Origin of the sequence: Mycobacterium sp. ENV421 (assembly GCF_002887815.1) — a bacterium.
In the GTDB taxonomy this organism is placed as follows: Bacteria; Actinomycetota; Actinomycetes; order Mycobacteriales; family Mycobacteriaceae; genus Mycobacterium.
This window is the reverse complement of sequence record NZ_PDHO01000023.1, coordinates 22256-47348: the sequence shown is the minus strand read 5'-3', so window position 1 is coordinate 47348 and position 25093 is coordinate 22256. Positions and strand designations below refer to the sequence as shown.

The window sequence follows — 25093 nt, the reverse complement described above, 5'->3', positions numbered from 1 at the left end:
CGTCGCCGATGTCGAGCCTGCTCCGAGTACCCTCGATTCCACGAGCTGAGCCCACGCTCATTCATGGTCATCCACAGCGTGCACCCCGCGAACTGCGGTTACCGTCTTGGTGGCTCAAGCGTTCGTCCGATCCGGATAGCGCGGTTGGAGATCGACCACGTCAGCGTCGCCGAGGCAGAGTTTCCGGGAGTCCTGCACTTCGACACCGACCAGTGGCCCTGCTATCTCGTGGCCGAGGTGAAGGCAGGCGCAGTGCGGATCGGCTCTGCAGCCCGGGGTGAGCGATGCACCGCTGGTGACGTGGCGCTCGCGGCGCGTCCGGGTCGATCGTGCTCGGCGGAGACCGAAGGCGCCCAGGTGTCCCTGACGGCGCTGCCGCCGGAGGCGCTGCAGCGGATCATCGGCGACCCTGCACGGCTGACCGGTGTCGGGCGCCGCTGAAATCCCGGTGAGTCAGGCTCTTTGGCTCCAGGTGGCCTGCGCCCCCGAGTCGCCGATGCGGTAGACCTGCACGATCGTCGCGACACCGACCACCACCACGAACACCGCGATGCCGGCTGTGAAGACCGTCGACAGCGACCGGCCACGGGCGGCGCTGACATGCACGACCGCCAACAGCACCGCCGCGACCAACAGCGCCAGCGAGAAGAAGATCATCGTGTCGCCCATCTCGGCGTGAGTGTGCACAAGGGGCGACCGGCCGACCTGGTGCTCGAGCCACTCGCCGGCCTCGGTGGTCAACGGGGTCAACACCGTGACGATCAGCGACAACGCGAGCACCAGCCACACCAGGCGTTGCCGGGCCGCGGGCCACACCGCGCACAGGATGGCCAAGACCGCGGTGAGCGGCGCGAGAACCACGATGAAATGGACAAACAGGACGTGAGCGGGCAAGCCGTTGAACGTCGACACGGGGCGAATACTACTGTGCGGGTGGTACATAATCGGCCGTAATGACTGCGTGGCTGACCCGCAATGTGCGGGTGCTCTCGGCGGTGTCGTTTCTGCAGGACGCCGCGAGCGAACTGCTCTATCCGCTGCTCCCGATCTATCTGACCGCGGTGCTGGGCGCGCCGCCTTCGGTCGTGGGTGCCATCGAGGGTGCCGCGGAGGGCGCCGCGTCGATGACCAAGCTCGCGGTGGGACCGCTCGGTGACCGGTTCGCCAAACGGCCTTTGATCGCAACGGGATACGGGATGGCCGCGCTCGGCAAGGTGATCATCGCCGTCGCCGGGGCCTGGCCCGGCGTGCTCGCCGGCCGTGTCGTCGACCGGCTCGGTAAAGGGATCCGAGGAGCGCCGCGGGATGCGCTCCTGGTCGACGGAATCGATAAACCATTGCGCGGCAGGGTGTTCGGCTTTCATCGCGCGATGGACACCCTGGGTGCGGTGGTCGGGCCGCTGCTCGGGCTGGCGGGCTACGAGCTACTCGATCATCACATCGCCCCGCTGCTGTACATCGCGATCGTGCCCGCGGTGCTGTCCGTGCTGTTGGTCCTGCTGGTCCGCGAACCCCGGCGCGCCGAGCCCCGAGTCGCACGGCCGCCGATCTTTGCGGGGTTGCGGGAACTGCCGCGCAGGTACTGGCGGGTCACCGCGCTGCTGGTCGGTTTTGGCGTGGTCAACTTCCCCGACGCATTACTGCTGTTGCGGCTCAACGAGATCGGCTTCGGGGTAGTGCAGGTAATCCTTGCCTATGTCGGCTACAACCTGGTCTACGCGCTCGGAAGCTTCCCGGCGGGCGTGCTGGCCGACCGGTTGCCGCGTTCGGCGGTGTTCGGTTTCGGGCTGGTCTTCTTCGCCGTCGGCTACATCGGGCTGGGGTTGACCACCAATTCCACTGCGGCGTGGCTGCTGATCGCGTCGTACGGGATGTTCACCGCATGCACCGACGGCGTCGGCAAGGCCTGGATCTCCTCGCTCGTCGGTGGGGACCGGCAGGGCAGCGCACAGGGGGTGTTTCAGGGCGCCACCGGATTCGCGGTGCTGGCCGCGGGGCTGTGGGCGGGGTTCCTGTGGGGCGGCGACGGCCGGCTGCCCCTGCTGATCTCGGGCGCGGTCGGCGCCTGCTTTGCGACTGTGCTGCTGGTGCCGCTGGCAGTGCGGCGCTTTCGTTAGGCTGCCCCGGTGCGCACCATCCACGTCATCGGTGTCGGAGCCGGCGACCCCGACTACGTGACAGCGCAGGCGATCCGCGCGCTCAACGACACCGACGTGTTCTTCGCGATGGACAAAGGCGAGGCGAAGAGCGACCTCGTCGCCCTGCGCCGCGAGATCTGTGCCCGGTTCATCGACGGGCCGGGCTACCGTTTCGTCGAACTGCCCGACCCGAAACGCGCGGCCGGCGGCGACTACACCCAGGCCGTCGCCGACTGGCATTCCGCCCGCGCCGAGCTGTGGGCCCGGGCCATCGACACCGAACTCGGGCCCGACGGCGTCGGCGCCTTCCTGGCGTGGGGGGACCCGTCGCTCTACGACAGCACCCTGCGGATCCTCGACGAGGTCGCCAGACACATCGAATTCGACTACGACGTCGTCCCCGGCATCACCGCGATCCAGGCGCTGACCGCGCGGCATCGGATCCCACTCAACGACGTGGGTGAACCCGTGTTGATCACCACCGGGCGGCAACTGCGCAAGACCGGCCTGAGCGGCTCGGCGGTGGTGATGCTCGACGGCGACTGCGCATTCCTCGGCTGCCCGCCGCAGACCCGGATGTGGTGGGGCGCCTACCTCGGTACCGCAGACGAACTGTTGATGTCGGGCACCGTTGGCGATGTGGGCGAGCGCATCGCCGCGCTGCGCGCCGAGGCCCGCGCGCAACACGGCTGGATCATGGACATCTATCTCTTGCGGGCGTAGTCCGGATTGCCCGGCTTCTGGGAGAATCCCCGCATGGGATCGTTTCTCCTCCGCGCCGCGGTGACCGGGCTTGCGCTGTGGGTTGTGACGCTGATCGTGCCCGGCATCAGCTTCGTGGGCGGTGACACCACGCTGCAGCGGGCCGGCATCATTCTGGTCGTCGCGATCGTCTTCGGCGTGGTGAACGCGATCATCAAACCCGTCGTGCAGATCTTGTCGATACCGCTGTACATCCTCACACTCGGGCTGTTTCACGTCGTGATCAATGCGCTGATGTTGTGGATTACTGCCTGGATCACCGACCACACCACGCACTGGGGACTGCAGATCGACCAGTTCTGGTGGACCGCCATCTGGGCGGCGATCGCGCTGTCGATCGTGGGATGGCTGTTCTCGCTGCCGTTGCGTGACGCCGACCGCCGCTAACCTGAACGCATGCCCGAACTGCCCGAAGTCGAGGCCTTGGCCGACCACCTGCGTCGGCACGCGGTCGGCCGGACGGTCGGGCGCATCGACGTCGCCGCGCTGTCGGTGCTCAAGACGTTCGACCCGCCGCCGACAGCGCTGCACGGCCAACCCGTGACGGGCGCGGCCCGCTGGGGCAAGTACCTCGGGATGCAAGCCGGTGGGCTGTGGCTGATCACCCATCTGTCCAGGGCAGGCTGGCTGAAGTGGAGCGACAAGCTCGCGGCCGCCCCGCTCAAGCCGGGTAAGGGCCCGATCGGCCTGCGGGTGCACCTCGGAACGCCCGGCGAGGCGCCCGGTTTCGACCTGACCGAGGCAGGCACCCAGAAGCGACTCGCGGTGTGGATCGTCGCCGACCCGGCCGCGGTGCCCGGCATCGCAACGCTGGGCCCCGACGCGCTGGAGATCGGCCCCGAACAACTCGCGGACATCCTCAAGCCGCACACCGGGCGGATCAAGACGGTGATCACCGACCAGAAGGTGATCGCCGGAATCGGCAACGCCTACAGCGACGAGATCCTGCACGTCGCGAAACTGTCGCCGTTCGCGACGGCCAACAAGCTCACCGCCGCACAACTCGGCGCCCTGCACGACGCGATGATCGCCGTGCTGACCGACGCCGTGCAGCGCTCGGTGGGGCAGCAGGCGGCAACCCTCAAGGGGGAGAAGCGATCCGGACTGCGGGTGCATGCCCGTACCGGGCTGCCCTGCCCGGTGTGCGGTGACACCGTGCGCGAGGTGTCCTTCGTCGACAAGTCGTTTCAGTACTGCCCGACGTGTCAGACCGGGGGCAAGGTGCTGGCCGACCGGCGGATGTCGAAGCTGCTCAAGTAGATAAGCTGCCCCGGTGAGACGCCAGAAGATCCTCATCACCGGGGCGAGTTCCGGACTCGGGGCCGGGATGGCCCGGGCGTTCGCGGCCAAAGGTCGCGATCTGGCGTTGTGCGCGCGCCGTCTGGACCGCCTCGACGAGCTGAAGGCCGAACTGGTCGGGCGACACCCGGACATCACGGTTGCCGTCGCCGCCCTCGACGTCGACGACCACGACCGGGTGCCCGCCGTGTTCGCCGAACTCTCCGATCAGCTCGGCGGCATCGACCGGGTCATCGTCAACGCCGGGATCGGCAAGGGCGCCCCACTCGGCGCCGGCAAAGTGTGGGCCAACAAGGCCACCATCGAAACCAACCTGGTGTCGGCGCTGGTGCAGATCGAAGCGGCGCTGGCGATGTTCAGGGCGGCGGGCTCGGGGCATCTGGTGTTGATGTCGAGCGTGATGGGCAACCGCGGGGTTCCCGGCGTCAAGGCCGCCTACGCGGCGAGCAAGGCCGGGCTCAGCTCGCTGGGTGAATCTCTGCGGGCCGAATATGCCTCTGGCCCAATCAGAGTCACCGTCATCGAACCCGGGTACATCGAGTCGGAGATGACCGCGAAATCGACAACCACGATGCTGATGGTCGACACCGACACCGGCGTGCGCCAGATCGTCGCCGCCATCGAGCGGGAACCCGGACGGGCGATCGTGCCCGGGTGGCCGTGGATTCCGCTGGTGGCGCTGATGAAGGTCGTGCCGACCCGATTCGCCAAGCTGTTCGCCTAGCGAACCCGGCTCAGCGAGTCCGGCCCCGTTCCGCCCGGTAGCGGCGCACCAGCTCGTCGGTCGAGCTGTCGGTCTGCTTGGGCGGCGAGCCGTCACTGGTGATCACCCCGAGCAGCGCCTTCGCCTGCGTCTTGCCCAGCTCGACGCCCCACTGGTCGAACGAGTCGATACCCCAGATCACGCCTTCGGTGAACACCTGATGTTCGTAGAGCGCGATCAGCTGGCCGACCACCGACGGGGTCAGCCGGTCCGCCAGGATCGACGTGCTCGGCCGGTTGCCCGGCATCACCTTGTGCGGAACGACATTGGCCGGGGTGCCTTCGGCCGCGATCTCCTCGGCGGTCTTGCCGAACGCCAGCACCTGGGTCTGGGCGAAGAAGTTGCTCATCAGCAGGTCGTGCATGCTGCCCGTGCCGTCGGCGGTCGGCAGGTCGTCGATGGGCTGGGAGAACCCGATGAAGTCGGCGGGCACCAACCGGGTGCCCTGGTGCAGCAGTTGGTAGAACGCGTGCTGGCCGTTGGTTCCCGGTTCGCCCCAGAAGATCTCGCCGGTCGGCGTCGTCACCGGGGAACCGTCGGCCTTCACCGACTTGCCGTTGGACTCCATCGTCAGCTGCTGCAGATACGCCGCGAACCGGGACAGGTCATTCGAGTACGGCAGCACCGCACGGGTCTCGGCGCCGAAGAAGTCGGAGTACCACAGGCCGATCAGCCCGAGCAGTGCCGGCGCGTTGGATTCCAAAGGGGCGGTGGCGAAGTGACGGTCGACGATGTGGAAACCGGACAGGAAGTCGGCGAACGCCTCCCGGCCGATCACCGCCATCACCGACAGGCCGATCGCTGAATCCACCGAGTAGCGGCCGCCCACCCAGTCCCAGAAGCCGAACATGTTGGCGGTGTTGATGCCGAAGCTGTCCACCAGCTTCTTGTTCGTCGACACCGCGACGAAGTGCTTCGACACCGCGGCGTCGCCGAGAGCGTCGGTGAGCCAGCGCCGGGCGGCGGTGGCGTTGGTCAGTGTCTCCAGCGTCGAGAACGTCTTGGAGGCGATGATGAAAAGCGTTGTGGCAGGGTCGAGTCCGTCGAGCTTGGCGACCAGGTCGGCAGGATCGACGTTGGAGACGAACCGCGCAGAGATGCCGGCGTCGGCATAGTGCCGCAACGCCTGATACACCATCACCGGGCCCAGATCCGAGCCGCCGATGCCGATGTTGACGACGGTCTTGATCCGCTCGCCGGTGGCGCCGGTCCACTCGCCGCTGCGCAGCCGGTCGGTGAAGTCGCCCATCGCGTCGAGCACCTGGTGCACGTCGGCGACCACGTTCTGGCCGTCGACCTCCAGCGTGGCGTCACGCGGCAGACGCAGTGCGGTGTGCAGCACTGCACGGTCCTCGGAGGTGTTGATGTGCTGGCCGGACAGCATGGCGTCGCGATGCTGTTCGAGGTTCGCGGCGCGGGCGAGATCCACCAGCAGAGACAGCGTCTCCCGGGTGACGCGGTGCTTGCTGTAGTCGATGTACAGGTCGCCGACGGTCAGCGTGAGCTCGCGGCCGCGGGCGGGATCTTCGTGGAAAAACTCGCGGAGGTGCTTCCCGGCGATCTGGTCGTGGTGGCGACTCAGCGCGTTCCATTCAGGCGTGGCGGAAATGTCTCCAGTCATTCGTTCGACCCTAGTGTGACGAGGTGACCAAAGGTGTACATGATGGAGGTATGAGCACCCCAGACATTGAACGGCTGTTGTCGTCGGTTCCCACAGGTTTGTGGATCGGCGGAGAAGAGCGGCCGGGGTCGTCCACCTTCGAGGTCTTCGACCCGTCGAACGACGAGGTCATCGCGACGGTGGCCGACGCCACCGCCGAGGACGCCGTCGCCGCCCTCGATGCCGCGTGCGCGGTGCAGGCGAAGTGGGCAGCCACCCCGGCGCGGGATCGTGGCGAGATCCTGCGTTCGGTGTTCGAGACGATCATCGACCGCGCCGACGATCTCGCCGCGCTGATGACCCTGGAGATGGGCAAGGTCGTCGCCGAGAGCATGGGTGAGGTCAAGTACGGCGCCGAGTTCTTCCGCTGGTTCGCCGAGGAGGCGGTGCGCATCGGCGGCCGCTACACCCCGTCGCCGGCCGGTACCGGCCGCATCATTGTCACCAAGCAACCCGTCGGCCCCTGTTACGCGATCACGCCGTGGAACTTCCCGCTGGCCATGGGAACCCGCAAGATCGGCCCCGCGTTCGCGGCCGGCTGCACCATGATCATCAAGCCGGCCCAGGAGACCCCGCTGACCATGCTGCTGCTGGCCAAGCTGATGGCCGAGGCCGGTCTGCCCAAGGGTGTGCTGTCGATCCTGCCCACGAGCCGGCCGGGCGAGGTCACCAAGGCGCTGATCGACGACGGCCGGCTGCGCAAGCTGACCTTCACCGGCTCCACCGGGGTCGGCAAGGCGCTCGTCGCGCAGTCCGCCGACAAGCTGCTGCGCACCTCGATGGAGCTGGGCGGCAACGCTCCGTTCGTGGTCTTCGACGACGCCGACGTCGATGCCGCGGTCGAGGGCGCGATGCTGGCCAAGATGCGCAACGGCGGCGAGGCGTGCACCGCGGCCAACCGCATCCACGTCGCCAACGCGGTGATCGAGGAATTCACCGACAAGTTCGTCAAGCGCATGGCCGAGGTGAACCTGGGCAACGGGCTGGACCCGTCGAGCAAGCTGGGGCCGCTGATCAACACCAAGCAGCTGAACAAGGTTCAGGAACTCGTCAACGACGCCGTCGAGAAGGGGGCGAAGGTCGCCCTCGGTGGCGAGGCCCCCGGCGGGCCGGGCAATTTCTACCCGGCCACCGTCCTCACCGACATCCCGCCGACCGCGCGGATCCTCACCGAGGAGGTGTTCGGGCCCGTCGCGCCGATCATCGGCTTCGACACCGAGGAGGACGGCGTCGCCGCCGCCAACAACACCGAATACGGGCTGGCGGCCTACATCTACACCGAGTCGCTGGACCGGGCGCTGCGGGTCGCCGAGGCGATCGAATCCGGCATGGTCGGGGTGAACCGGGGCGTGATCTCCGATCCGGCCGCGCCGTTCGGTGGCGTCAAGGAATCCGGCTTCGGTCGCGAGGGCGGCACCGAAGGCATCGACGAATACCTGGACACCAAGTACATCGCGCTGACCAAGTAGTGCTAACTGTGGCGCGCTTCACGCTTGCAATTGCAAGCGTGGGGTAACCAAAGCGCCATGAAGATCGGCCTTCCTCAGGCTCCTGCGCGTCGAGGGGTGTCTGAGCTCGTCACCGCGCAACTCTCCGGCGCCGTCGCCGGCCTGATGCTGACCCTCGACCAGTTGCTGCCCGAGGCTCCGCAGCGCCCCAAGATCGTCGACCGGGACCTGACGCGCTGCTGAATCTCAGCCGACCGGGCCACCCGGTCGGCCGCGTCCCCCCGCAACGCCCGAGGTGAACCCCCGGCCGACGTGTGTATGCCGGGTGCGGCAAGGAATTGACGTAAACGACCGCGCGCCTGCGCTGATCAGCGGTGCCTGCGAACTAGATTTCACAGCACCGAAGAACTAGGAGGGCATGGTGTGACGGCGCGCGTCTTTGCGCAAAGTCCCTGGGTTGATCCCGTCTCGCAACCGAGCCAACTGCGCAGGCCACGGCCCCGCGGCTCGGGCATTCCCGCGCTCAACGGGATCCGCGGGGTCGCCGTCGCACTCGTTCTGATCGGACACAGCGGAATCCCCGGTGTCGCAGGCGGATTCATCGGCGTCGACGTCTTCTTCGTGCTCAGCGGCTTCCTCATCACCTCGCTGCTGCTCGACGAGATCGGTCGCACCGGCCAGCTCGACCTCGGCGCGTTCTGGGTACGACGGGCCCGCAGGCTGCTACCCGCGCTGCTGTTGATGGTGCTGGCGGTGATCGCTGCGCGGCTGCTGTTCCCGCCCGACGCCGTCAGCGGCTTGCGCAACGATGCGGTCGCCGCGTTCCTGTGGATGGCGAACTGGGCGTTCGTGTCGCACCAGACCGACTACTTCAGCCAGGGCGCTCCGCCCTCACCGCTGCAACACACCTGGTCGCTGGGCGTCGAGGAGCAGTACTACCTGATCTGGCCGGTGCTCATCGCGGCGGTGGCGGTGTTGCTGGCCGTGATCGCCCGCCGTCGCAAGAAGACGCCGACCATCACCGCGGTCCGGTGGGCTGTGCTGGTCCTCGCCCTCGTCGGAACGGCGGCGTCGGCCACCGAGGCGATCCTGATGGCCGACGACGACTCGCTCAACCGCGTGTACTTCGGCACCGACACCCGTGCGCAGGCGCTGCTGATCGGGGCCGCGGCCGCCGCACTGCTGGTGCGGGACTGGCCGGCGATGATGGCGGGCTGGCCGCTGATCCGGTCGCGGTGGGGCCGCTGGCTGGCCGCGGGGGTGCCGGTTGCCGGAGTGGCGGTCCTTGCCGCGATCACGCACGTCGCGACCGGCAGCGCCGCCGAATTCCGCAACGGCCTGCTGATCGTCGTCGCCGTGGCCGCCGTCTCGGTGATCGCGGGTGTCGCGCTCGAACAGAACGGTCCGGTGGCGTGGGTGCTGGCCACCCCGCCGCTGGTGGCGCTCGGCGTCGTCTCCTACGGCGTGTACCTCTGGCACTGGCCGGTGTTCCTGGTGCTCACCGGGGAGCGCACCGGGTGGACCGGATACCCGCTGTTCGCCGCGCGCTGCGCGATCACGCTGCTCGCGGCGGTCGGGTCCTGGTGGCTCATCGAACGTCCCGTTCGGCGCTGGCGACCCGTGCACGTTCCCCAGCTTCGGCTGGCGGCGGCGACGATGGCCACGGCCGTCGCCGTCGCAGTCGTCGTCGTGCCGGTGGGAACCCGCATCGACGCGTCGAGCCCCGACGTCACCCAGGCCGCGCTGGTCTCCCCGGTGGAGACGGTGCGACTGGCCGCGCCGGTGCAGGTCGGGCCGCGCCCGCACACCGTGTCGGTGTTCGGTGACTCCATCGGGTGGACGATGATGCGGTATCTGCCGCCCACCCCCGGCATCAATTTCCTGGACCGCACCACCATCGGCTGCGGCCTGGTCCGAGGCGGCCCGTACCGCTACTCCGGGCAGAGCCTGGAACAGAAGCCGGAATGCGACGCCTGGCCGGAACGCTGGGCGCAGCGCATCGGCCACGACCGGCCCGATGTGGTGCTGATGATGGTCGGCCGCTGGGAGGTGGTGGACCGCAAGTGGAATGGCAAGTGGGCCCACATCGGCCAGCCCGATTTCGACAAGTACCTGGAGAGCGAACTGCGGCACGCGCTGGACATCCTCGGCTCCACGGGGGCGCTGGTGGTGGTGGCGACCGAGCCGTACAGCAGGCACGGTGAGCAGACGAACGGCAACCTGTACCCCGAGGATCAGCCCAGCCGGGTCGACCAGTGGAATGCCTTGCTGCGCAGAGTCGTAGCCGATCGCAAGAACGTGACCGTGCTCGATCTGAACAAGAAGCTCGCGCCGAACGGCGGCTACACCAACAAGATCAACGGTGTTCAGGTCCGCATCGACGGCGTGCACCCCACGCCGAACGCGGTCAAGTGGATGACGCCCTGGCTCTTGGACGCCGTGCGCTAGGAGTGCCCGAGCCGGCCGCGGCCCATGCGCAGCAGCAGCATCGCCAGATCCTTGCCGTCCTGGCCCAGCTCGCTGTAGCGCTCGATGACCTTCATCTCACGGCTGTGCACCAGCCGGGTGCCGCCGGACGCCATCCGGGCTCGGCCGATCGCCTGGGACACCTCGGTGCGGCGCTTGACCGCCGCCAGGATCTCGGCGTCGAGGCGGTCGATCTCGCCGCGCAGGCTGTCGATGTTGTTCTCGGCTTCAGGAACCATTTCCAGAGTCATCGCTTCGTTCTCCTCGTGTGTGGGTCTGGTCTCATTCGATCCCGGGCCTCACACAAGAGACGAGCCCCGGGTCCGGATGCGGACCGCGGGGCTCTCGGGTTGAGCAGCTAGATACCCACGGGCACCGCGGACCGGTACCCGTAGAAAAATCGACGCTGCGGAGAAAGCACGTTGACGAGTGTGCCACTCCGAAGCCCGGCTTCGCAAAAAAACTGTCGCCATACAGCGGTAAGTTGGGTCGGACATGAGTGTGCACGTGACAGATTTCAAACCCCCGGCCGATGCGGCCGAACTCCTCGAGGGCCTCAACCCCCAGCAGCGCCAGGCGGTGCTGCACGAGGGGCCCCCGCTGTTGATCGTGGCCGGCGCCGGGTCGGGCAAGACCGCGGTCCTCACCCGCCGGATCGCGTACCTGCTGGCCGCCCGCGACGTCGGCCCGGGCCAGGTGCTGGCGATCACGTTCACCAATAAGGCCGCCGCCGAGATGCGCGAGCGGGTGGTCGCGCTGGTGGGTCCGCGGGCGCGGAACATGTGGGTGTCCACGTTTCACTCCACCTGCGTGCGGATCCTGCGCAACCAGGCCTCGCTGCTGCCGGGGCTGAACTCGAACTTCTCGATCTACGACGCCGACGATTCGCGGCGCCTGCTGCTGATGATCGCCAAGGACATGGGTCTGGACACCAAGCGGTACACGCCGCGACTGCTGTCCAACGCGATCTCGAACCTGAAGAACGAACTGATCGTGCCGGAGGATGCGGTCGCCGCACTCGAGCCCGGATCCGACGACCTGGCCCGCACGGTGGCCAGCGTCTACGGCGAATACCAGCGACGGCTGCGCGCGGCCAACGCGCTGGACTTCGACGACCTGATCGGCGAGACCGTCGCCGTCCTGCAGAACTTCCCGCAGATCGCGCAGTACTACCGCAGGCGGTTCCGGCACGTACTGGTCGACGAGTATCAGGACACCAACCACGCCCAGTATGTGCTGGTGCGCGAACTCGTCGGAGTGGGCGCACCCGATACCGACACCGTGCCGCCCAGTGAGCTGTGCGTGGTCGGCGACGCCGACCAGTCGATCTATGCGTTCCGCGGCGCGACGATCCGCAATATCGAGGATTTCGAGCGTGACTTTCCCAACGCCACCACGATCCTGCTCGAGCAGAACTACCGGTCGACCCAGAACATCCTGACGGCGGCCAACTCCGTCATCTCGCGCAACGCCAACCGCCGTGAGAAGCGGCTGTGGACCGACGAAGGTGACGGGGAGCTGATCGTCGGCTATGTCGCCGACAACGAGCATGACGAGGCCAGGTTCGTCGCAAGCGAGATCGATGCACTCGCCGACGGTGCTCATGGGGCTGGCGGGTTCTCCTACAACGATTTCGCGGTGTTCTACCGGACCAACAACTCGTCGCGCTCGCTGGAAGAGGTGTTCATCCGGGCCGGCATCCCGTACAAGGTCGTCGGCGGCGTTCGGTTCTACGAGCGCAAGGAGATTCGCGACATCGTCGCCTACCTGCGCGTGCTGGACAACCCCGGTGACGCCGTCAGCCTGCGGCGCATCCTGAACACCCCGCGCCGCGGTATCGGCGACCGCGCCGAGGCCTGCGTGGCGGTGTACGCCGAGAACACCGGCAGCACCTTCGCCGACGCGCTGATCGCCGCGGCCGCCGGCAAGGTACCGATGCTGAACACCCGCTCGGAGAAGGCGATCGCGAGCTTCGTCAACCTGATCGACGACCTGCGCGGCAAGCTCGACGACGAGCTCGGGGACTTGGTCGAGGCCGTGCTGGACCGCACCGGCTACCGCAACGAGCTGGAATCCTCCAGCGACCCGCAGGACCTGGCCCGGCTGGACAACCTCAACGAATTGGTCAGCGTCGCACACGAATTCAGTATCGACCGGGCCAATGCCGCCGCACTGGCGGCAGAGCAGGACGACGCCGATGAGGACGTGCCACAGACCGGCATACTCGCCGAGTTCCTGGAGCGGGTGTCGCTGGTCGCCGACTCCGACGAGTTGCCCGAGCACGGCTCCGGGGTGGTCACGATGATGACCTTGCACACCGCCAAGGGCCTGGAGTTCCCGGTCGTCTTCGTCACCGGCTGGGAGGACGGCATGTTCCCGCACATGCGGGCGCTGGGGGATCCGGCCGAGCTCTCCGAAGAACGCCGGCTGGCCTATGTGGGCATAACCCGTGCGCGCCAACGGCTTTACCTCAGCCGCGCGAAGGTCCGCTCCTCGTGGGGGCAGCCGATGCTGAACCCCGAATCCCGGTTCCTGCGCGAGATTCCGGAGCATCTGCTCGACTGGCGCCGAACCGATCCCGCGCCGTCCTATAGTGCGCCGGGCCGATTTTCTCCTGGAGCGGGTGGGTTGGTCGGCACCCCGCGACCGTCACCGGCGCGTCCCGCAGGTGGCGGTAAGCGTGCGCTGGTGGTGCTCGCACCCGGTGACCGGGTCAACCACGACAAGTACGGTCTCGGCCGCGTCGAGGAGGTGTCCGGGATGGGGGAGTCGGCGATGTCGCTGATCGACTTCGGCAGCGCCGGCCGGGTGAAGCTGATGCACAACCACGCACCCATCCAGAAGCTCTGATCGCGACCGTGCGATCGTGACTGCCTTCGTGGTGGCCGCGCTCCTGGCCTGGTGCCTGGTGTGCATCTGGGTGGCGCGTCATCAGGGGTTCTTCCTGGCCGCGATGGCTCGCGTGCGGGAGACGCGCATCGCGGTCACCGTGCGGTCGTGGGCGGTCCGACGCCTCGGCGGATCCGCGACCAGGTTGGCGCAGTGGTTGTCGGTGGACGTGACCGCGGTCTTGGCGCTGGTGTCGGGCATCGTGTTGGTCGCGCTGTTGGCGGCGGGCTTCACCGAGTTGCTCGACGACGTCCTGGAGGGCGAGATCGACTCGTATGTCGATCAACCGGTCAGTCAATGGTTTGTCGGCCATCGTGACGCGGGGCTGACCGCGGTGTTGAAAGTGCTCACCCACGTTGCTGATCCGTTGTCATTGGTGGTGATCACCGTCATCGTCAGTGCATGGGTCTGCTGGCGGATCCGGTCCTGGTTGCCCGCGGTGCTCGGGTTGTCCGGGTTGATCGGCGTCGGGGTGGTGCTGGTGGTGGCCAAGTGGATGGTCGGGCGCAGTCGTCCGCCGTCGTGGACCGCCGTCATCGTCGAAGACGGTTTCTCGTTCCCCTCCGGTCACGCCACCGGCGGTGTCGCCGTCGCGGTGCTGCTCGCCTGGATGGCAGGCTGGGTCATCCGGGGTTGGACGGCTCGAGTGGCGCTGTGGGCGAGCGCATCAGCCGTCGCCGGGATGGTCGGCTTCTCCCGGGTCTATCTGGGTGTGCACTACGTCAGCGACGTCGTCGCCGGGGCTTTCCTTGGTGCGGCGTGGGCGATCGGCGTGATCGTCGTCGGGGCGTGGTGGGAAAGCCGGAGGCGCTCAGCGCAGCCGGCACCAGCGTCGGGTTGACGGATGCAACGCCAGGATCAGACTGGCCAGCGGTAACACTGGAATCACATACACCGCCAACGGAATTCGCGCTCCGGCGACGAACACACTGCCGAATGTCAGCAGCGCGATTACGGCGCCGAACGCGATCAGGTAGCGGCCGACGGAGCGGCGCAGCAGTAATGCGATCACCCCGGCGATACTGGTGACCGCGAACAGCAGGGTGAGGAATCCGACCGCAACGCAGAACAGTCGATCGGTGCCCCACCATCCGGTGATCAGGTCGGTGGCGACGACGCCGGTGGCCCAGCCGCTGACGATGCTGACGGCGCTGGCCGCGATCGCGGTTCGCCCGGTGGAGACGTCGACCGCGCCCGGCCGGGCCGGAACCGCGACCGGGGTTGCGCGCCGGATCAGTCCGGTCGGCGCCTCGTCGGCAGGCGGGCGAGGAATGTTGACGGTGCGATCGTCGGGCACCGCGGGGATCGGCCCGGTGGGCGCGCGCCGGATGATGCTGGTGCGCGGCTCGTCGGGTTGAGGAATCGGTCCGGACGGCTGGCGCCGGATGATGCGGGTGTGCGGCTCGTTCGGCTCGGACACCAGGTCAGCCGACGTAGGGGCCGACCGTAAGGCCCCGCTTCGCCAGCCAGGGCACGGGGTCGATGAAGTTGATGCCGTTCTGCAGCACGCTGAAATGCAAGTGCGGGCCGGTCGAATTGCCCCGGTTGCCCACAGTCGCGATCTGGTCGCCGGCGAAGACTCGCTGGCCGATCTGGACCGTCCAGGTGTTCACGTGGCCGTAGAGGGTGACCGTGCCGTCGGAATGGCGGATCTTCACCCAGGCGCCGTACCCGGCCGTCGGGCCGGCGTCGACAACGACGCCGTCGGAGGCGGCAACGATGGGCGTCCCGATCGGAGCCGCCAGGTCGATGCCGGCGTGCAGCGCGCCCCAGCGGTAACCGAAGCCGGAGGTGAAGACGCCTTTGGTCGGCATGACGAACAGTGGCCGCTGCAAGCGGGCTTCGCGCTCGGCGCGTTCCTGCGCGAAGGCCTGTCCGTTGGCCAGCTCTTCGCCGTGCACGACGGCGTCGGCGACCGGCTTCACCGCGATCAGCTGCACGCCGCGCGGGGTGGTCACCGAGCCGTCCATCGGGGTCTTGTCGGCGGCCAGCACGGTCTGGGTGGTGGTGTCGGTGGCGGGCTTGACCGCGGTGTAGGCCGCGGCCGCGGCGGCGCCCGCGGCCATGGCGGCGATCATCACGCGGCCCTTGACGGCGCCGGTGGGCTGCCTGCGGTGCTGCGGGGTGCGGGGCAGCACGTCGGTGTTGTCGTCGTTGACGTAGCGCGGGACCTCAGCGCGTTCGGGGCGGGACGGGGCGAACTCGGTGGGCACGGCCAGACGCAGCGGCTGGGCGTCGTCCGCGTCGTGCAGGTCGTCGAGTTCGGGGCAGCGCGCCACCTGAAGGCTGGCGAAAGCGGTGCTCTCGCGGAAATCGATATCGCAGAGATCGCCGAATTCGTTGAACGGGATGATGTCGGTGACGTCGAGCCGCTCCGGATCCAGGGCTCGCTTGCCGGGCGCTTGGCGATCGAAAGGCCTGGTCGAAGGCTGCGAGGCCGAAGAAGCTCCGATGGTGCTCGGTGCCGGCCGATGCTGCGTCAAAACTCGATGTCCCTTAGTCGTGACCAAAGCGTTATCTCAGACCCCGACGACGTTAACGAAGATCTAATACAGGTCGCAACCCAAGGCGTTATTCCACGGAGGATTGTGAGTTGAATCACTTCAACTCCGCGGTGAGATGTACCACATGAGCGGTACGCGAGGACGGAGTCCTCGGAGCGTCTAGATACAGTTCCTCCCCGGAGCGACTTCCTTAACACCACTTCGTCAACAAAACAGTCAGCGCCGACCAGACAGTGAGCTCATGGATCTTTTCGAATATCAGGCGAAAGAACTGTTCGCCAAGCACAACGTTCCCACCACTCCCGGCCGGGTCACCGACTCGCCGGAGGACGCCAAGGCCATTGCCGAGGAAATCGGTAAGCCCGTCATGGTCAAGGCCCAGGTGAAGGTAGGCGGCCGCGGAAAGGCCGGTGGCGTCAAGTACGCCGCGACCCCCGACGACGCCTACACCCACGCCAAGAACATCCTCGGCCTGGACATCAAGGGTCACGTCGTGAAGAAGCTGCTGGTCGCCGAGGCCAGCGACATCGCCGAGGAGTACTACATCTCCTTCCTGCTCGATCGTTCCAATCGCACCTACCTGGCCATGTGCTCGGTCGAGGGCGGCGTGGAGATCGAAGAGGTCGCCGCCACCAAGCCGGACCGGCTGGCCAAGGTGCCGGTCGACGCCGTCAAGGGTGTCGACCTGGCCTTCGCTCGCGAGATCGCCGAGAAGGGCCACCTGCCCGCCGAGGTGCTCGACGCCGCAGCGGTGACCATCCAGAAGCTGTGGGAGGTCTTCACCGGCGAGGACGCCACCCTGGTGGAGGTCAACCCGCTGGTGCGCACGCCCGACGATCAGATCCTGGCGCTGGACGGCAAGGTCACCCTGGACGCGAACGCCGACTTCCGCCAGCCCGGCCACGCCGAGTTCGAGGACAAGGACGCCACCGATCCGCTTGAGCTGAAGGCGAAGGAGAACGACCTCAACTACGTCAAGCTCGACGGCGAGGTCGGCATCATCGGCAACGGCGCGGGTCTGGTCATGTCGACCCTGGACGTCGTCGCGTACGCCGGTGAGAAGCACGGCGGCGTGAAGCCCGCCAACTTCCTCGACATCGGCGGTGGCGCCTCGGCCGAGGTGATGGCCAACGGTCTCGACGTCATCCTGGGCGACAGCCAGGTCAAGAGCGTGTTCGTCAACGTGTTCGGCGGCATCACCGCGTGCGACGCGGTCGCCAACGGCATCGTCGGCGCGTTGAAGAAGCTCGGCGACAGTGCGAACAAGCCCCTCGTCGTGCGTCTCGACGGCAACAACGTCGAAGAGGGTCGCCGCATCCTCAACGAAGCCAACCACCCCCTGGTGATCCAGGCCGACACCATGGACGCCGGCGCCGACAAGGCCGCCGAGCTGGCCAACAAGTAAGGGACTAGAACCAATGTCTATCTTCCTGAACAAGGACAACAAGGTCATCGTCCAGGGCATCACCGGCGGTGAGGGCACCAAGCACACCGCGCTGATGCTCAAGGCCGGCACCCAGGTGGTCGGCGGCGTGAACGCGCGCAAGGCCGGTACTACGGTGTCGCACAAGGACAAAGAGGGCAACGACATCGAATTGCCGGTGTTCGGTTCGGTGGCCGAGGCCATGAAGGCGACCGGCGCCGACGTGTCGATCGCCTTCGTGCCGCCGGCGTTCTCCAAGGACGCCATCATCGAGGCGATCGACGCCGAGATCCCGCTGCTGGTGGTCATCACCGAGGGAATCCCGGTGCAGGACAGCGCCTATGCGTGGGCCTATAACGTCGAGAAGGGCGAGAAGACCCGCATCATCGGGCCGAACTGCCCCGGCATCATCACCCCCGGTGAGGCGCTGGTCGGCATCACGCCGAACAACATCACCGGCAAGGGCCCGATCGGCCTGGTGTCCAAGTCCGGCACGCTGACCTACCAGATGATGTACGAGCTGCGCGATCTCGGCTTCTCGACCGCCATCGGCATCGGCGGCGACCCGGTCATCGGCACCACCCACATCGACGCCATCGAGGCGTTCGAGAAAGATCCCGAGACCAAGATCATCGTGATGATCGGCGAGATCGGCGGCGACGCCGAGGAGAAGGCCGGCGCCTACATCAAGGCCAACGTCTCCAAGCCGGTCGTCGGCTACGTCGCCGGGTTCACCGCGCCCGAAGGCAAGACCATGGGCCACGCCGGTGCGATCGTCTCGGACGGCGCAGGCACGGCTCAAGGCAAGAAGGAGGCACTCGAGGCCGCCGGGGTCAAGGTCGGCAAGACGCCGTCGGAGACCGCCAACCTGGCCAGGGAGATCCTGCAGGGGCTGTAATTCGTCATCGAGTCCGCCGTCAGGGCTGTGATCCACACCGGATCGCAGCCCTGATGTCGTTTTCGGGCGGTAGCCACGCCCCCGGTTGGCAAAACGGTAACACGTTCTATTAGCCTGTCGAACTATGGTCGATCCGCGTACCCCCGTCATCGTCGGCGTCGGGCAGTTCACCGAGCGCATTGACGACCCGGACTACCGGGGTATGTCGGCGGTCGAGCTGGCCACCGAGGCGGTTCGGGCCGCGCTTGCGGACACCGGCGCGGACGACGCTGCCGTCGCCGCGTCGATCGAGGTGTTCGCGGGCCTGCGGCAGTTCGAGATCTGCACGCCGTACGCGACAGCGCCGCTGGGGTGCTCGGACAACTACATCCGCTCGGTCGCCAACCGCGTCGGCGCCGACCCGAAGCGTGCCGTGCTCGAATCCATCGGCGGCAACGGCCCGCAGAAGCTGGTCACCGAGTTCGCCGGCGCCATCGCGGCCGGCGAGATCGAGGTGGCGTTGATCCTCGGCTCGGAGAACGGTTCGACGCTGAAGACGTTCGAGGGCAAGGACGACAAACCCGACCACAGCGAAACTGTTGGCGGCCAGCTCGAGGACCGCGGGTACGGCTTCGAGCAGTACATGAGCGAGTACACAGCCAACCACGGGCTGACCGGCGCACCGGTGCAGTACGGGTTGTTGGACAACGCGCGGCGTGCCCGGCTGGGTCTCGATGTCGACTCCTACCGGCGCACGATGGCCGAGCTGTTCTCGCCGTTCTCGAAAGTCGCTGCCAAGAATCCGTTTTCGTCGTCACCGGTGGAGCGCTCGGTCGACGAGATCGCCACGGTCACCGCTGAGAACCGGATGATCTGCGACCCGTATCCCCGGCTGCTGGTGGCCCGCGACACCGTGAACCAGGGCGCGGCCGCGCTGCTCATGTCGGTGTCCGCCGCCCGCGAACTCGGTGTGCCCGAAGAGAAGTGGGTGTACCTGCACGGTCACGCGGATCAGCGCGAGCAGGATCTGCTGGACCGTGCCGATGTCGGCGTCAGTTACTCGTCGAAACAGGCTGTGGCAGAGGCACTTCGGGTGGCCGGCATTGGCATCGACGACGTGGCCACCTTCGACCTCTACAGCTGCTTCCCGTTCCCGGTCTTCGCGGTGTGCGACGACTTCGGGCTGGCCGCCGACGATCCGCGCGGGCTCACCCTCACCGGGGGCCTGCCGTACTTCGGCGGACCGGGCAACAGCTATTCGCTGCACGGCATCGCCGAGACCGTCGCCGCGATGCGCGACAAGCCAGGTGCATTCGGACTGGTGGGCGCCAACGGCGGTGTGATGAGCAAGTACTCGGTGGGGGTCTACTCCACCACGCCGATCGAGTGGACGCCCGACCGCAGCACGGAACTGCAGGCGGACATCGCCGCCCTGCCGAAGGTGCCGGTCACCCGGAACGCCAACGGCAGCGGCGTGATCGAGACGTACTCGGTGCGCTACGACTGGCCCGAGCGCACCGGGGTCATCATCGGCCGCCTCGACGCCGACCTCAGCCGGTTCATGGCCATCACCACCGACCCAGCCCTGGTGGCGTTGATGAGCGACGGCGACCCGCTGGGCGCCGCGATCAACGTCACCGCGGGCGAGGACGGCAAGAACCGCGCAACGCTGGCTTAGAGCTCCAGTGCGCTGAGTTTTCCGGCCAGTCGCTCCACATAGGCGGCGACCTCGTCGCCGGACTTGTCCGGCAGGCCGAACAGCACCTCGGTGACGCCAATGTCCTTCCAGTGCGCCAACTTCTCGGGCACCGGCTTGAAGTCGAGAGCCACGATCTGCGGCGCACCGTCGCGGCCTGCCGCTGCCCAGGTGTCCTGGAGCAGCTTCACCGGCTCGTCGATGTCGAAGTCGCGCGGCGTCGTGATCCAGCCGTCGGCGCTGCGGGCGATCCACTTGAAGTTCTTCTCGGTACCCGCCGCGCCGACGAGCACCGGGATGTGCGACTGAACCGGCTTGGGCCAGGCCCAGCTCGGACCGAACTTGACGAACTCGCCGTCGTATTCGGCCTCCTCCTTGGTCCAGAGTTCGCGCATGGCCTCGATGTACTCACGCAGCATCGTGCGACGCCGACCCGGTGGCACGTTGTGGTCCATCAGCTCGTCGGTGTTCCAGCCGAACCCGACACCCAGGCTGACCCGGCCGCCGGACAAATGATCAAGGGTGGCAATTGATTTCGCCAGAGTGATGCAATCGTGCTCGACCGGCAGCGCCACCGCGGTGGACAGCCGCACCGTGGAGGTCACCGCGGCCGCGGTGCCGAGACTCACCCACGGATCCAGGGTGCGCATGTAGCGGTCGTCGGGCAGCGACTCGTCACCGGTGGTGGGGTGCGCGGCCTCGCGCTTGACCGGGATGTGCGTGTGCTCGGGCACGTAGAACGTCGTGAAGCCGTGCTCATCGGCGAGCTTGGCGGCCGCCGCAGGGGCGATGCCGCGGTCACTGGTGAACAGAACGAGCCCGTAATCCATGGGCTGCATTAGAACGAGTTGCCCAACCCCCGGCAAGGTGGCGTCTCAGTGGGCGACATCTGCACTCTCGGCGAGTAAAAGGGGTGACCCCGCCGACGGTCGTCGCAACGATGCAAAGCATGACGACCGAACGCATCGCCGACCACGTGAAATTCGCCTACTGGGTGCCCAACGTCAGTGGTGGCCTGGTCACCAGCACCATCGAGCAACGCACCGACTGGAACTATGAATACAACGTCAAACTCGCACAGACCGCCGAGAACAACGGCTTCGAATACGCGCTGTCGCAGGTCCGCTACGAGGCCAGCTACGGTGCTGAATTCCAGCACGAATCGACCAGCTTCTCGCTGGCGCTGTTGCTGGCCACCGAGCGGCTCACGCTCATCGCCGCCGTCCACCCCGGCCTGTGGCAACCCGGGGTGCTGGCCAAGCTCGGCGCGACCGCCGACCATCTGTCCGGCGGCCGGTTCGCCGTCAACGTGGTGTCCGGCTGGTTCAAGGACGAATTCACCCACCTGGGCGAACCATGGCTCGAGCACGACGAGCGCTACCGCCGGACAGCCGAATTCCTGCAGGTGCTGCGCAAGATCTGGACCGAGGACGACGTGGATTTCCGCGGTGACTTCTACCGCATCCACGACTTCACCCTGAAGCCCAAGCCGCTCAACACACCGCAACGGCCCAACCCGGAGATCTTCCAGGGCGGCAACTCCACCGCCGCACGGCGCAACGGCGGCCACTACGCCGACTGGTACTTCTCCAACGGCAAGGATTTCGACGGCGTCACCGAGCAACTCGTCGAGGTTCGCGACCACGCCCGCGACGCCCACCGGGAAGTCAAGTTCGGACTCAACGGCTTCATCATCGCCAGGGACACCGAAAAAGAAGCGAGGGAAGTCCTTAAAGAGATCATCGCCAAGGCCGACAAACCGGCGGTCGAAGGGTTTCACGCCGCCGTGCAGCAAGCCGGCGCCTCGACCGCGGACAAGCGCGGGATGTGGGCCGACTCGACCTATGAAGACCTCGTCCAATACAACGACGGCTTCCGTACCCAGTTGATCGGCACCCCCGAGCAGATCGCCGAGCGGATTTCCGCCTACCGCAAGCGCGGCGTGGACCTCATCCTCGGTGGCTTCCTGCATTTCCAGGAGGAGATCGAGTACTTCGGCGCGCGGGTGCTGCCGCTGGTGCGCGAAATCGAAGCGGCCGAGAGCGATTCGATCGCCGCGCCCCTTCAGGCCTCCGCCTGAGTCCTCACGGCCGGTTACCAACTGCCTGTGTGACACGCCGATGGTCGCGGCGGCCACGGCGCTGTGCGATAGCGTGGTGTGCGAACGCCGACCTGCGGGTCCGTTCGAGAGCCACAACCGACGCAGCGCCGCGGGGGATGCGCGGCGTGACAAGGCTGAAGGAGAGGCCATGACTTACCCGCCCACGAATCCGGGCTACCAACCGTCGCAGCCGAGCGGTCCCTATGGTGCGCCCACGTCGTCGTTCGCGCCGGCCGAGGCCGGACCGAGCAAGCTGCCGCAGTACCTGAACGTCGCCGCCATCGTGCTGGGCCTGGCGGCGTACCTCGCCAGCTTCGGGCCGATCCTCACCGTCCACGCCGACCTCGGCCCCTTCGGGGGCGCCGAGTTGACCGGCGGTGGCGGCGGTTACCCGGTGGTCGCGACGCTGATTGCCGCGCTGCTGGCGGCGGCAGCGCTGCTGCCCAAGGCCCGCGACTACGGCGGCGTCATCGCCACCGCATCGGTGATCGCGGTGCTGATGGCGATCGCTCAGGTCATCAGCAAGCCGACCGGCTTCTCCGTCGGCTGGGGGCTGTGGCTGCTGCTCGCGTTCACCCTGCTGCAGGCCATCGCCGCGGTGGCGGCGCTGCTGCTGGAGGCCGGCATCATCACCGCGCCGGCGCCCCGGCCCCGGTACGAACAGTTCGGTCAGTACGGTCCGCCTCCCGGCGGCTACTACGGCCAGCCCGGTCCGCAGGGCCCGCCGCAGGGAATCCCGCCGCGGCCGAATTACCCGTCCCAGTACGGCGGCGGCTACACGTCCGGTCCGTCGAACTTCGGCGGTGCGCAGAGCGGCCCGCCGACGCCGCCGACCGGATTCCCGAGCTTCAGCCCACCGCCGTCGAGCGGGTCGGGCCAGCAGCAGCCCGCCGGACAGCCGGAACAGCAGCAGCCCCAGGCGCCGTCATCGTCGCCGTCGGGTCAGAGCCCGTCCTAACCGGGCGCTCTTCGCGCACCACGCCTGACCGGCGCGTCGAGTGACACGGATGGAGGACAAGCGGCCAGTCGGCGCGCGCCAGGCGCGCGACCTGGTCCGGGTTGCGTTCGGGCCGTCGGTGGTCGCCCTGGTGGTGATCGCCGCGGTGACCCTGCTGCAGCTCGTCATCGCCAACAGCGACATGACGGGCACCCTGGGTGCGATCGCCAGCATGTGGCTGGCCGTGCACCAGGTGCCCATCTCGATCGCCGGCCACCAGCTCGCGGTGTTGCCGCTGCTGCCGGTGCTGCTGATGGTCGCGGGCACCGCACGCACGTGCGCGCACGCGACCTCACCGCGCGCCTCCTGGTTCGTCACCCGGTGGATCGTCGCCTCGGCCGTCGGCGGACCGCTGCTGTTCGCGGCGATCGCCTTGGCCGTTATCCACGACGCCTCCTCGGTGATCACCGAGTTGCAGACCCCGAGCGCGCTGCGCGCATTCTCCGGGGTGCTGGCCGTGCACGGCATCGGAGCGCTGATCGGGGTCGGCTCGCAGGTGGGGTGGCGGGCGCTTGCGGCCCTGCGGTTACCGCTGTGGCTCGGCGACACCGTGCGGGCCGCGCTGGCCGGGCTGCTGGCGCTGCTGGGACTGTCCGGTGCGGTCACCACGGTGTCGCTGGTCGTGCACTGGGGCACCATGCACGAGTTGTACGCGGTCACTGATTCGCTGTTCGGGCAGCTCAGCCTCACCTTGCTGTCCGCGCTGTACGTGCCCAACGTGATCGTCGGGACCTCGGCGATGGCGGTCGGCTCGAGCGCCCACATCGGGTTCGCCACATTTAGCTCGTTCACCGTCTTCGGCGGTGACATCCCCGCGGTTCCGATCCTGGCCGCGGTGCCGACGCCACCGCTCGGGCCGGTGTGGGTTGCGCTGCTGATCATCGGTGCGGCGTCCGGGGTCGCGGTCGGCCAGCAGTGTGCGCGCAGACCGCTGCCCTGGCCGACGGCTCTGGCGAAGGTGGCGGTCGCGTCGCTGCTCGCGGCCGTCACGATGGCCGCCCTGGGTTACGCCGGCGGTGGGCAGCTCGGCAATTTCGGCGACGTCGGGGTGGACCAGAGCACCTTCGGCCCGGCGGTCTTCTTCTGGTTCTTCGCGATCGGTGCGTTGACCGTGGTGCTGACCGGCGGCGTGCGCCGCCGTCCGAAACGGGTGAAGCCGCCGGCTCCGGTGGCACCGGTCGAGGAACCGCTCCTCGACGACCTTACTGACGACGCCCTCGCCGACGACCTCGCCGACGACGAGGCGCTCACCACGCCCATCCCGGACATGACGGCCGAGCCGGAGCCGGTACCGGAGGTCGAACCGGAACCCGAGCCCGACCCCGCGCCGCCGCCGCAGGCGGTCCGGCCGGCACCTGATCTCGAAGACGTCGAGGACCTGATGGTCGTCGACGACGACATCGACACCGGGCGGACTGAACGCTGAGGATCCGTCGCCCCGCGGGCGACGAGCTGCTATTGCTTCGGGCCGATGTTGTAGCTGATCCGGCCGTCCTCGATGTCGGTGACCGTCAAGGTGTACGTCTGCTTGTCGCTGTCGGCCAACACCGTGCAGTCGATGCTGCTGTCGATGACTCCGACGAGATCGCCGGAGCATTGCGCCCACGACTGGCCGGGGCCCGATGCGAGTTCGCTCACCAGTGATTGTTCTACGTTGGCCTTGGATACCCGGACCACCGCTGCTGCGGCCGCTCGGCCGGCGGGACTGGCGGCGGAGTTTCCCGGTACGCCGGGGCCCGCGAGCGGAGCGTTGCAGTTCAGCGCCAACAAGGCCTCTTGCCCGTCGGATGACTGGCGGTTCCCCTGTTGGGTCACGATGCAATCGGCACGCTCTGTTCGTCCACCGAACGTGGCGACGACGACCGCCGTGTACCCGGCCGATCGCAGTATCGAGTTCGCCTCATCGAACGTCCTGCCCACGATATCGGGAGCCGCATTGCTCACCGCGGAGGTAGCGGTCGCCATCGCAATGGCAACCAGGGGCGCCGCTGCTGCGGCTCGCATGTTGATCACGTCGTAACTTCCCGGGCGGCGTTGCCCTGAGTCCGAAAATTGGTCATCGCGAACACC

At 67.6% G+C, this 25093-nt stretch carries 23 protein-coding genes and 2 pseudogenes; 18 read left to right on the top strand and 7 right to left on the bottom strand.

The window, feature by feature from the left end; genetic code table 11:
* Positions 1–63 precede the first annotated feature (63 nt).
* Positions 64–441: a hypothetical protein gene (locus tag CRM90_RS22285; protein ID WP_102809111.1), complete on the top strand. Its 378-nt coding sequence runs from the start codon at positions 64–66 to the stop codon at positions 439–441.
* Between the two features lie 12 nt (positions 442–453).
* Here the strand turns inward: CRM90_RS22285 and CRM90_RS22280 are convergent, their stop codons facing one another.
* Entirely contained in the window at positions 454–912 is a 459-nt protein-coding gene (locus CRM90_RS22280; RefSeq protein ID WP_102809110.1) for a DUF2231 domain-containing protein, read from the bottom strand.
* A 41-nt stretch (positions 913–953) separates the two neighbouring features.
* Between CRM90_RS22280 and CRM90_RS22275 the strand changes: the two genes are divergently transcribed.
* The 6 genes and pseudogenes from CRM90_RS22275 (at position 954) to CRM90_RS22255 (ending at position 4923) form a co-directional block, all read left to right on the top strand.
* A complete protein-coding gene (locus CRM90_RS22275) occupies positions 954–2117 on the top strand; it encodes an MFS transporter (RefSeq protein ID WP_102809109.1) in 1164 nt (387 codons plus the stop codon).
* A 9-nt stretch (positions 2118–2126) separates the two neighbouring features.
* Complete coding sequence (gene cobF, locus CRM90_RS22270; protein WP_102809108.1) at positions 2127–2861, top strand: precorrin-6A synthase (deacetylating); 735 nt, start codon at positions 2127–2129, stop codon at positions 2859–2861.
* A 33-nt stretch (positions 2862–2894) separates the two neighbouring features.
* A complete protein-coding gene (locus CRM90_RS22265; RefSeq protein WP_102809107.1) occupies positions 2895–3287 on the top strand; it encodes a phage holin family protein in 393 nt (130 codons plus the stop codon).
* 9 nt (positions 3288–3296) lie between these two features.
* A pseudogene (locus CRM90_RS31050) lies at positions 3297–3539 on the top strand (DNA-formamidopyrimidine glycosylase family protein); the annotation flags it as partial.
* Positions 3540–3692: 153 nt separating this feature from the next.
* On the top strand, positions 3693–4160 hold the full coding sequence (locus CRM90_RS31045; protein WP_233209459.1) for a zinc finger domain-containing protein: 468 nt from the start codon (positions 3693–3695) through the stop codon (positions 4158–4160).
* Between the two features lie 13 nt (positions 4161–4173).
* Positions 4174–4923 carry an SDR family oxidoreductase gene (locus tag CRM90_RS22255; RefSeq protein ID WP_102809105.1) on the top strand — a complete coding sequence of 250 codons (750 nt, stop codon included), beginning with the start codon at positions 4174–4176 and terminating at the stop codon, positions 4921–4923.
* A 10-nt stretch (positions 4924–4933) separates the two neighbouring features.
* On the opposite strand, the gene pgi is transcribed toward CRM90_RS22255, so the two are convergent.
* Positions 4934–6583, bottom strand: a complete 1650-nt coding sequence (gene pgi, locus CRM90_RS22250) for a glucose-6-phosphate isomerase (RefSeq protein WP_102809104.1) — start codon at positions 6581–6583, stop codon at positions 4934–4936.
* Positions 6584–6633: 50 nt separating this feature from the next.
* Here pgi and CRM90_RS22245 point away from each other — a divergent pair, with 50 nt between their 5' ends.
* The 3 genes from CRM90_RS22245 (at position 6634) to CRM90_RS22240 (ending at position 10518) form a co-directional block, all read left to right on the top strand.
* A complete protein-coding gene (locus tag CRM90_RS22245; protein WP_102809103.1) occupies positions 6634–8091 on the top strand; it encodes an NAD-dependent succinate-semialdehyde dehydrogenase in 1458 nt (485 codons plus the stop codon).
* A 57-nt stretch (positions 8092–8148) separates the two neighbouring features.
* The gene (locus CRM90_RS31040) at positions 8149–8313 is read left to right on the top strand and encodes a hypothetical protein (RefSeq protein WP_233209455.1); all 165 of its coding nucleotides are present in this window, start codon (positions 8149–8151) and stop codon (positions 8311–8313) included.
* Between the two features lie 180 nt (positions 8314–8493).
* Complete coding sequence (locus CRM90_RS22240; protein ID WP_102809102.1) at positions 8494–10518, top strand: SGNH/GDSL hydrolase family protein; 2025 nt, start codon at positions 8494–8496, stop codon at positions 10516–10518.
* On the opposite strand, the pseudogene CRM90_RS22235 reads toward CRM90_RS22240, so the two are convergent.
* Positions 10515–10822, bottom strand: a pseudogene (locus tag CRM90_RS22235) (chorismate mutase). The gene CRM90_RS22240 and the pseudogene CRM90_RS22235 sit on opposite strands and share 4 nt — an antisense overlap.
* A 209-nt stretch (positions 10823–11031) precedes the next feature.
* On the opposite strand from CRM90_RS22235, the gene pcrA reads away from it, so the two are divergent.
* Positions 11032–13386, top strand: a complete 2355-nt coding sequence (gene pcrA, locus CRM90_RS22225; protein ID WP_102809101.1) for a DNA helicase PcrA — start codon at positions 11032–11034, stop codon at positions 13384–13386.
* 16 nt (positions 13387–13402) lie between these two features.
* A complete protein-coding gene (locus tag CRM90_RS22220; RefSeq protein WP_102809100.1) occupies positions 13403–14266 on the top strand; it encodes a phosphatase PAP2 family protein in 864 nt (287 codons plus the stop codon).
* Here CRM90_RS22220 and CRM90_RS22215 read toward each other — a convergent pair.
* Together CRM90_RS22215 and CRM90_RS22210 are read right to left on the bottom strand one after the other, a co-directional pair.
* Entirely contained in the window at positions 14237–14845 is a 609-nt protein-coding gene (locus tag CRM90_RS22215) for a hypothetical protein (RefSeq protein WP_233209454.1), read from the bottom strand. The two genes, CRM90_RS22220 and CRM90_RS22215, sit on opposite strands and share 30 nt — an antisense overlap.
* 4 nt (positions 14846–14849) lie before the next feature.
* Positions 14850–15908 (bottom strand): M23 family metallopeptidase, encoded by a 1059-nt coding sequence (locus CRM90_RS22210; protein ID WP_102809098.1) that lies wholly within the window; start codon positions 15906–15908, stop codon positions 14850–14852.
* A 262-nt stretch (positions 15909–16170) separates the two neighbouring features.
* On the opposite strand from CRM90_RS22210, the gene sucC reads away from it, so the two are divergent.
* From sucC to CRM90_RS22195, 3 genes are all read left to right on the top strand, one after another.
* On the top strand, positions 16171–17334 hold the full coding sequence (gene sucC / locus CRM90_RS22205) for an ADP-forming succinate--CoA ligase subunit beta (protein ID WP_102809097.1): 1164 nt from the start codon (positions 16171–16173) through the stop codon (positions 17332–17334).
* Between the two features lie 13 nt (positions 17335–17347).
* Complete coding sequence (gene sucD, locus CRM90_RS22200; RefSeq protein ID WP_102809096.1) at positions 17348–18250, top strand: succinate--CoA ligase subunit alpha; 903 nt, start codon at positions 17348–17350, stop codon at positions 18248–18250.
* A 124-nt stretch (positions 18251–18374) separates the two neighbouring features.
* Entirely contained in the window at positions 18375–19907 is a 1533-nt protein-coding gene (locus CRM90_RS22195) for an acetyl-CoA acetyltransferase (protein ID WP_102809095.1), read from the top strand.
* On the opposite strand, the gene CRM90_RS22190 is transcribed toward CRM90_RS22195, so the two are convergent.
* Positions 19904–20755 (bottom strand): LLM class F420-dependent oxidoreductase, encoded by an 852-nt coding sequence (locus tag CRM90_RS22190; RefSeq protein WP_102809094.1) that lies wholly within the window; start codon positions 20753–20755, stop codon positions 19904–19906. The genes CRM90_RS22195 and CRM90_RS22190 overlap by 4 nt on opposite strands.
* Positions 20756–20874: 119 nt before the next feature.
* Here CRM90_RS22190 and sfnG point away from each other — a divergent pair, with 119 nt between their 5' ends.
* From sfnG to CRM90_RS22175, 3 genes are all read left to right on the top strand, one after another.
* A complete protein-coding gene (gene sfnG / locus CRM90_RS22185; RefSeq protein ID WP_102809093.1) occupies positions 20875–22005 on the top strand; it encodes a dimethylsulfone monooxygenase SfnG in 1131 nt (376 codons plus the stop codon).
* Between the two features lie 169 nt (positions 22006–22174).
* Positions 22175–22984 (top strand): DUF5336 domain-containing protein, encoded by an 810-nt coding sequence (locus CRM90_RS22180; RefSeq protein WP_102809148.1) that lies wholly within the window; start codon positions 22175–22177, stop codon positions 22982–22984.
* 49 nt (positions 22985–23033) lie between these two features.
* Complete coding sequence (locus tag CRM90_RS22175; protein WP_102809092.1) at positions 23034–24449, top strand: cell division protein PerM; 1416 nt, start codon at positions 23034–23036, stop codon at positions 24447–24449.
* Between the two features lie 29 nt (positions 24450–24478).
* Here CRM90_RS22175 and CRM90_RS22170 read toward each other — a convergent pair whose 3' ends face one another.
* On the bottom strand, positions 24479–25027 hold the full coding sequence (locus CRM90_RS22170) for a hypothetical protein (RefSeq protein ID WP_142391420.1): 549 nt from the start codon (positions 25025–25027) through the stop codon (positions 24479–24481).
* Between the last annotated feature and the right edge of the window lie 66 nt (positions 25028–25093).

What these genes read in the sequence shown, in the direction of transcription:
- CRM90_RS22285 (WP_102809111.1), top strand. Translation starts at nt 64, where the DNA reads ATGGTCATCCACAGCGTGCACCCCGCGAACTGCGGTTACCGTCTTGGT.
- CRM90_RS22275 (WP_102809109.1), top strand. Translation starts at nt 954, where the DNA reads ATGACTGCGTGGCTGACCCGCAATGTGCGGGTGCTCTCGGCGGTGTCG.
- CRM90_RS22265 (WP_102809107.1), top strand. Translation starts at nt 2,895, where the DNA reads ATGGGATCGTTTCTCCTCCGCGCCGCGGTGACCGGGCTTGCGCTGTGG.
- pgi (WP_102809104.1), bottom strand. Translation starts at nt 6,583, where the DNA reads ATGACTGGAGACATTTCCGCCACGCCTGAATGGAACGCGCTGAGTCGC.
- CRM90_RS22245 (WP_102809103.1), top strand. Translation starts at nt 6,634, where the DNA reads ATGAGCACCCCAGACATTGAACGGCTGTTGTCGTCGGTTCCCACAGGT.
- CRM90_RS31040 (WP_233209455.1), top strand. Translation starts at nt 8,149, where the DNA reads ATGAAGATCGGCCTTCCTCAGGCTCCTGCGCGTCGAGGGGTGTCTGAG.
- pcrA (WP_102809101.1), top strand. Translation starts at nt 11,032, where the DNA reads ATGAGTGTGCACGTGACAGATTTCAAACCCCCGGCCGATGCGGCCGAA.
- sucC (WP_102809097.1), top strand. Translation starts at nt 16,171, where the DNA reads ATGGATCTTTTCGAATATCAGGCGAAAGAACTGTTCGCCAAGCACAAC.
- sucD (WP_102809096.1), top strand. Translation starts at nt 17,348, where the DNA reads ATGTCTATCTTCCTGAACAAGGACAACAAGGTCATCGTCCAGGGCATC.
- CRM90_RS22195 (WP_102809095.1), top strand. Translation starts at nt 18,375, where the DNA reads ATGGTCGATCCGCGTACCCCCGTCATCGTCGGCGTCGGGCAGTTCACC.
- CRM90_RS22190 (WP_102809094.1), bottom strand. Translation starts at nt 20,755, where the DNA reads ATGGATTACGGGCTCGTTCTGTTCACCAGTGACCGCGGCATCGCCCCT.
- sfnG (WP_102809093.1), top strand. Translation starts at nt 20,875, where the DNA reads ATGACGACCGAACGCATCGCCGACCACGTGAAATTCGCCTACTGGGTG.
- CRM90_RS22180 (WP_102809148.1), top strand. Translation starts at nt 22,175, where the DNA reads ATGACTTACCCGCCCACGAATCCGGGCTACCAACCGTCGCAGCCGAGC.
- CRM90_RS22175 (WP_102809092.1), top strand. Translation starts at nt 23,034, where the DNA reads ATGGAGGACAAGCGGCCAGTCGGCGCGCGCCAGGCGCGCGACCTGGTC.
- CRM90_RS22170 (WP_142391420.1), bottom strand. Translation starts at nt 25,027, where the DNA reads ATGCGAGCCGCAGCAGCGGCGCCCCTGGTTGCCATTGCGATGGCGACC.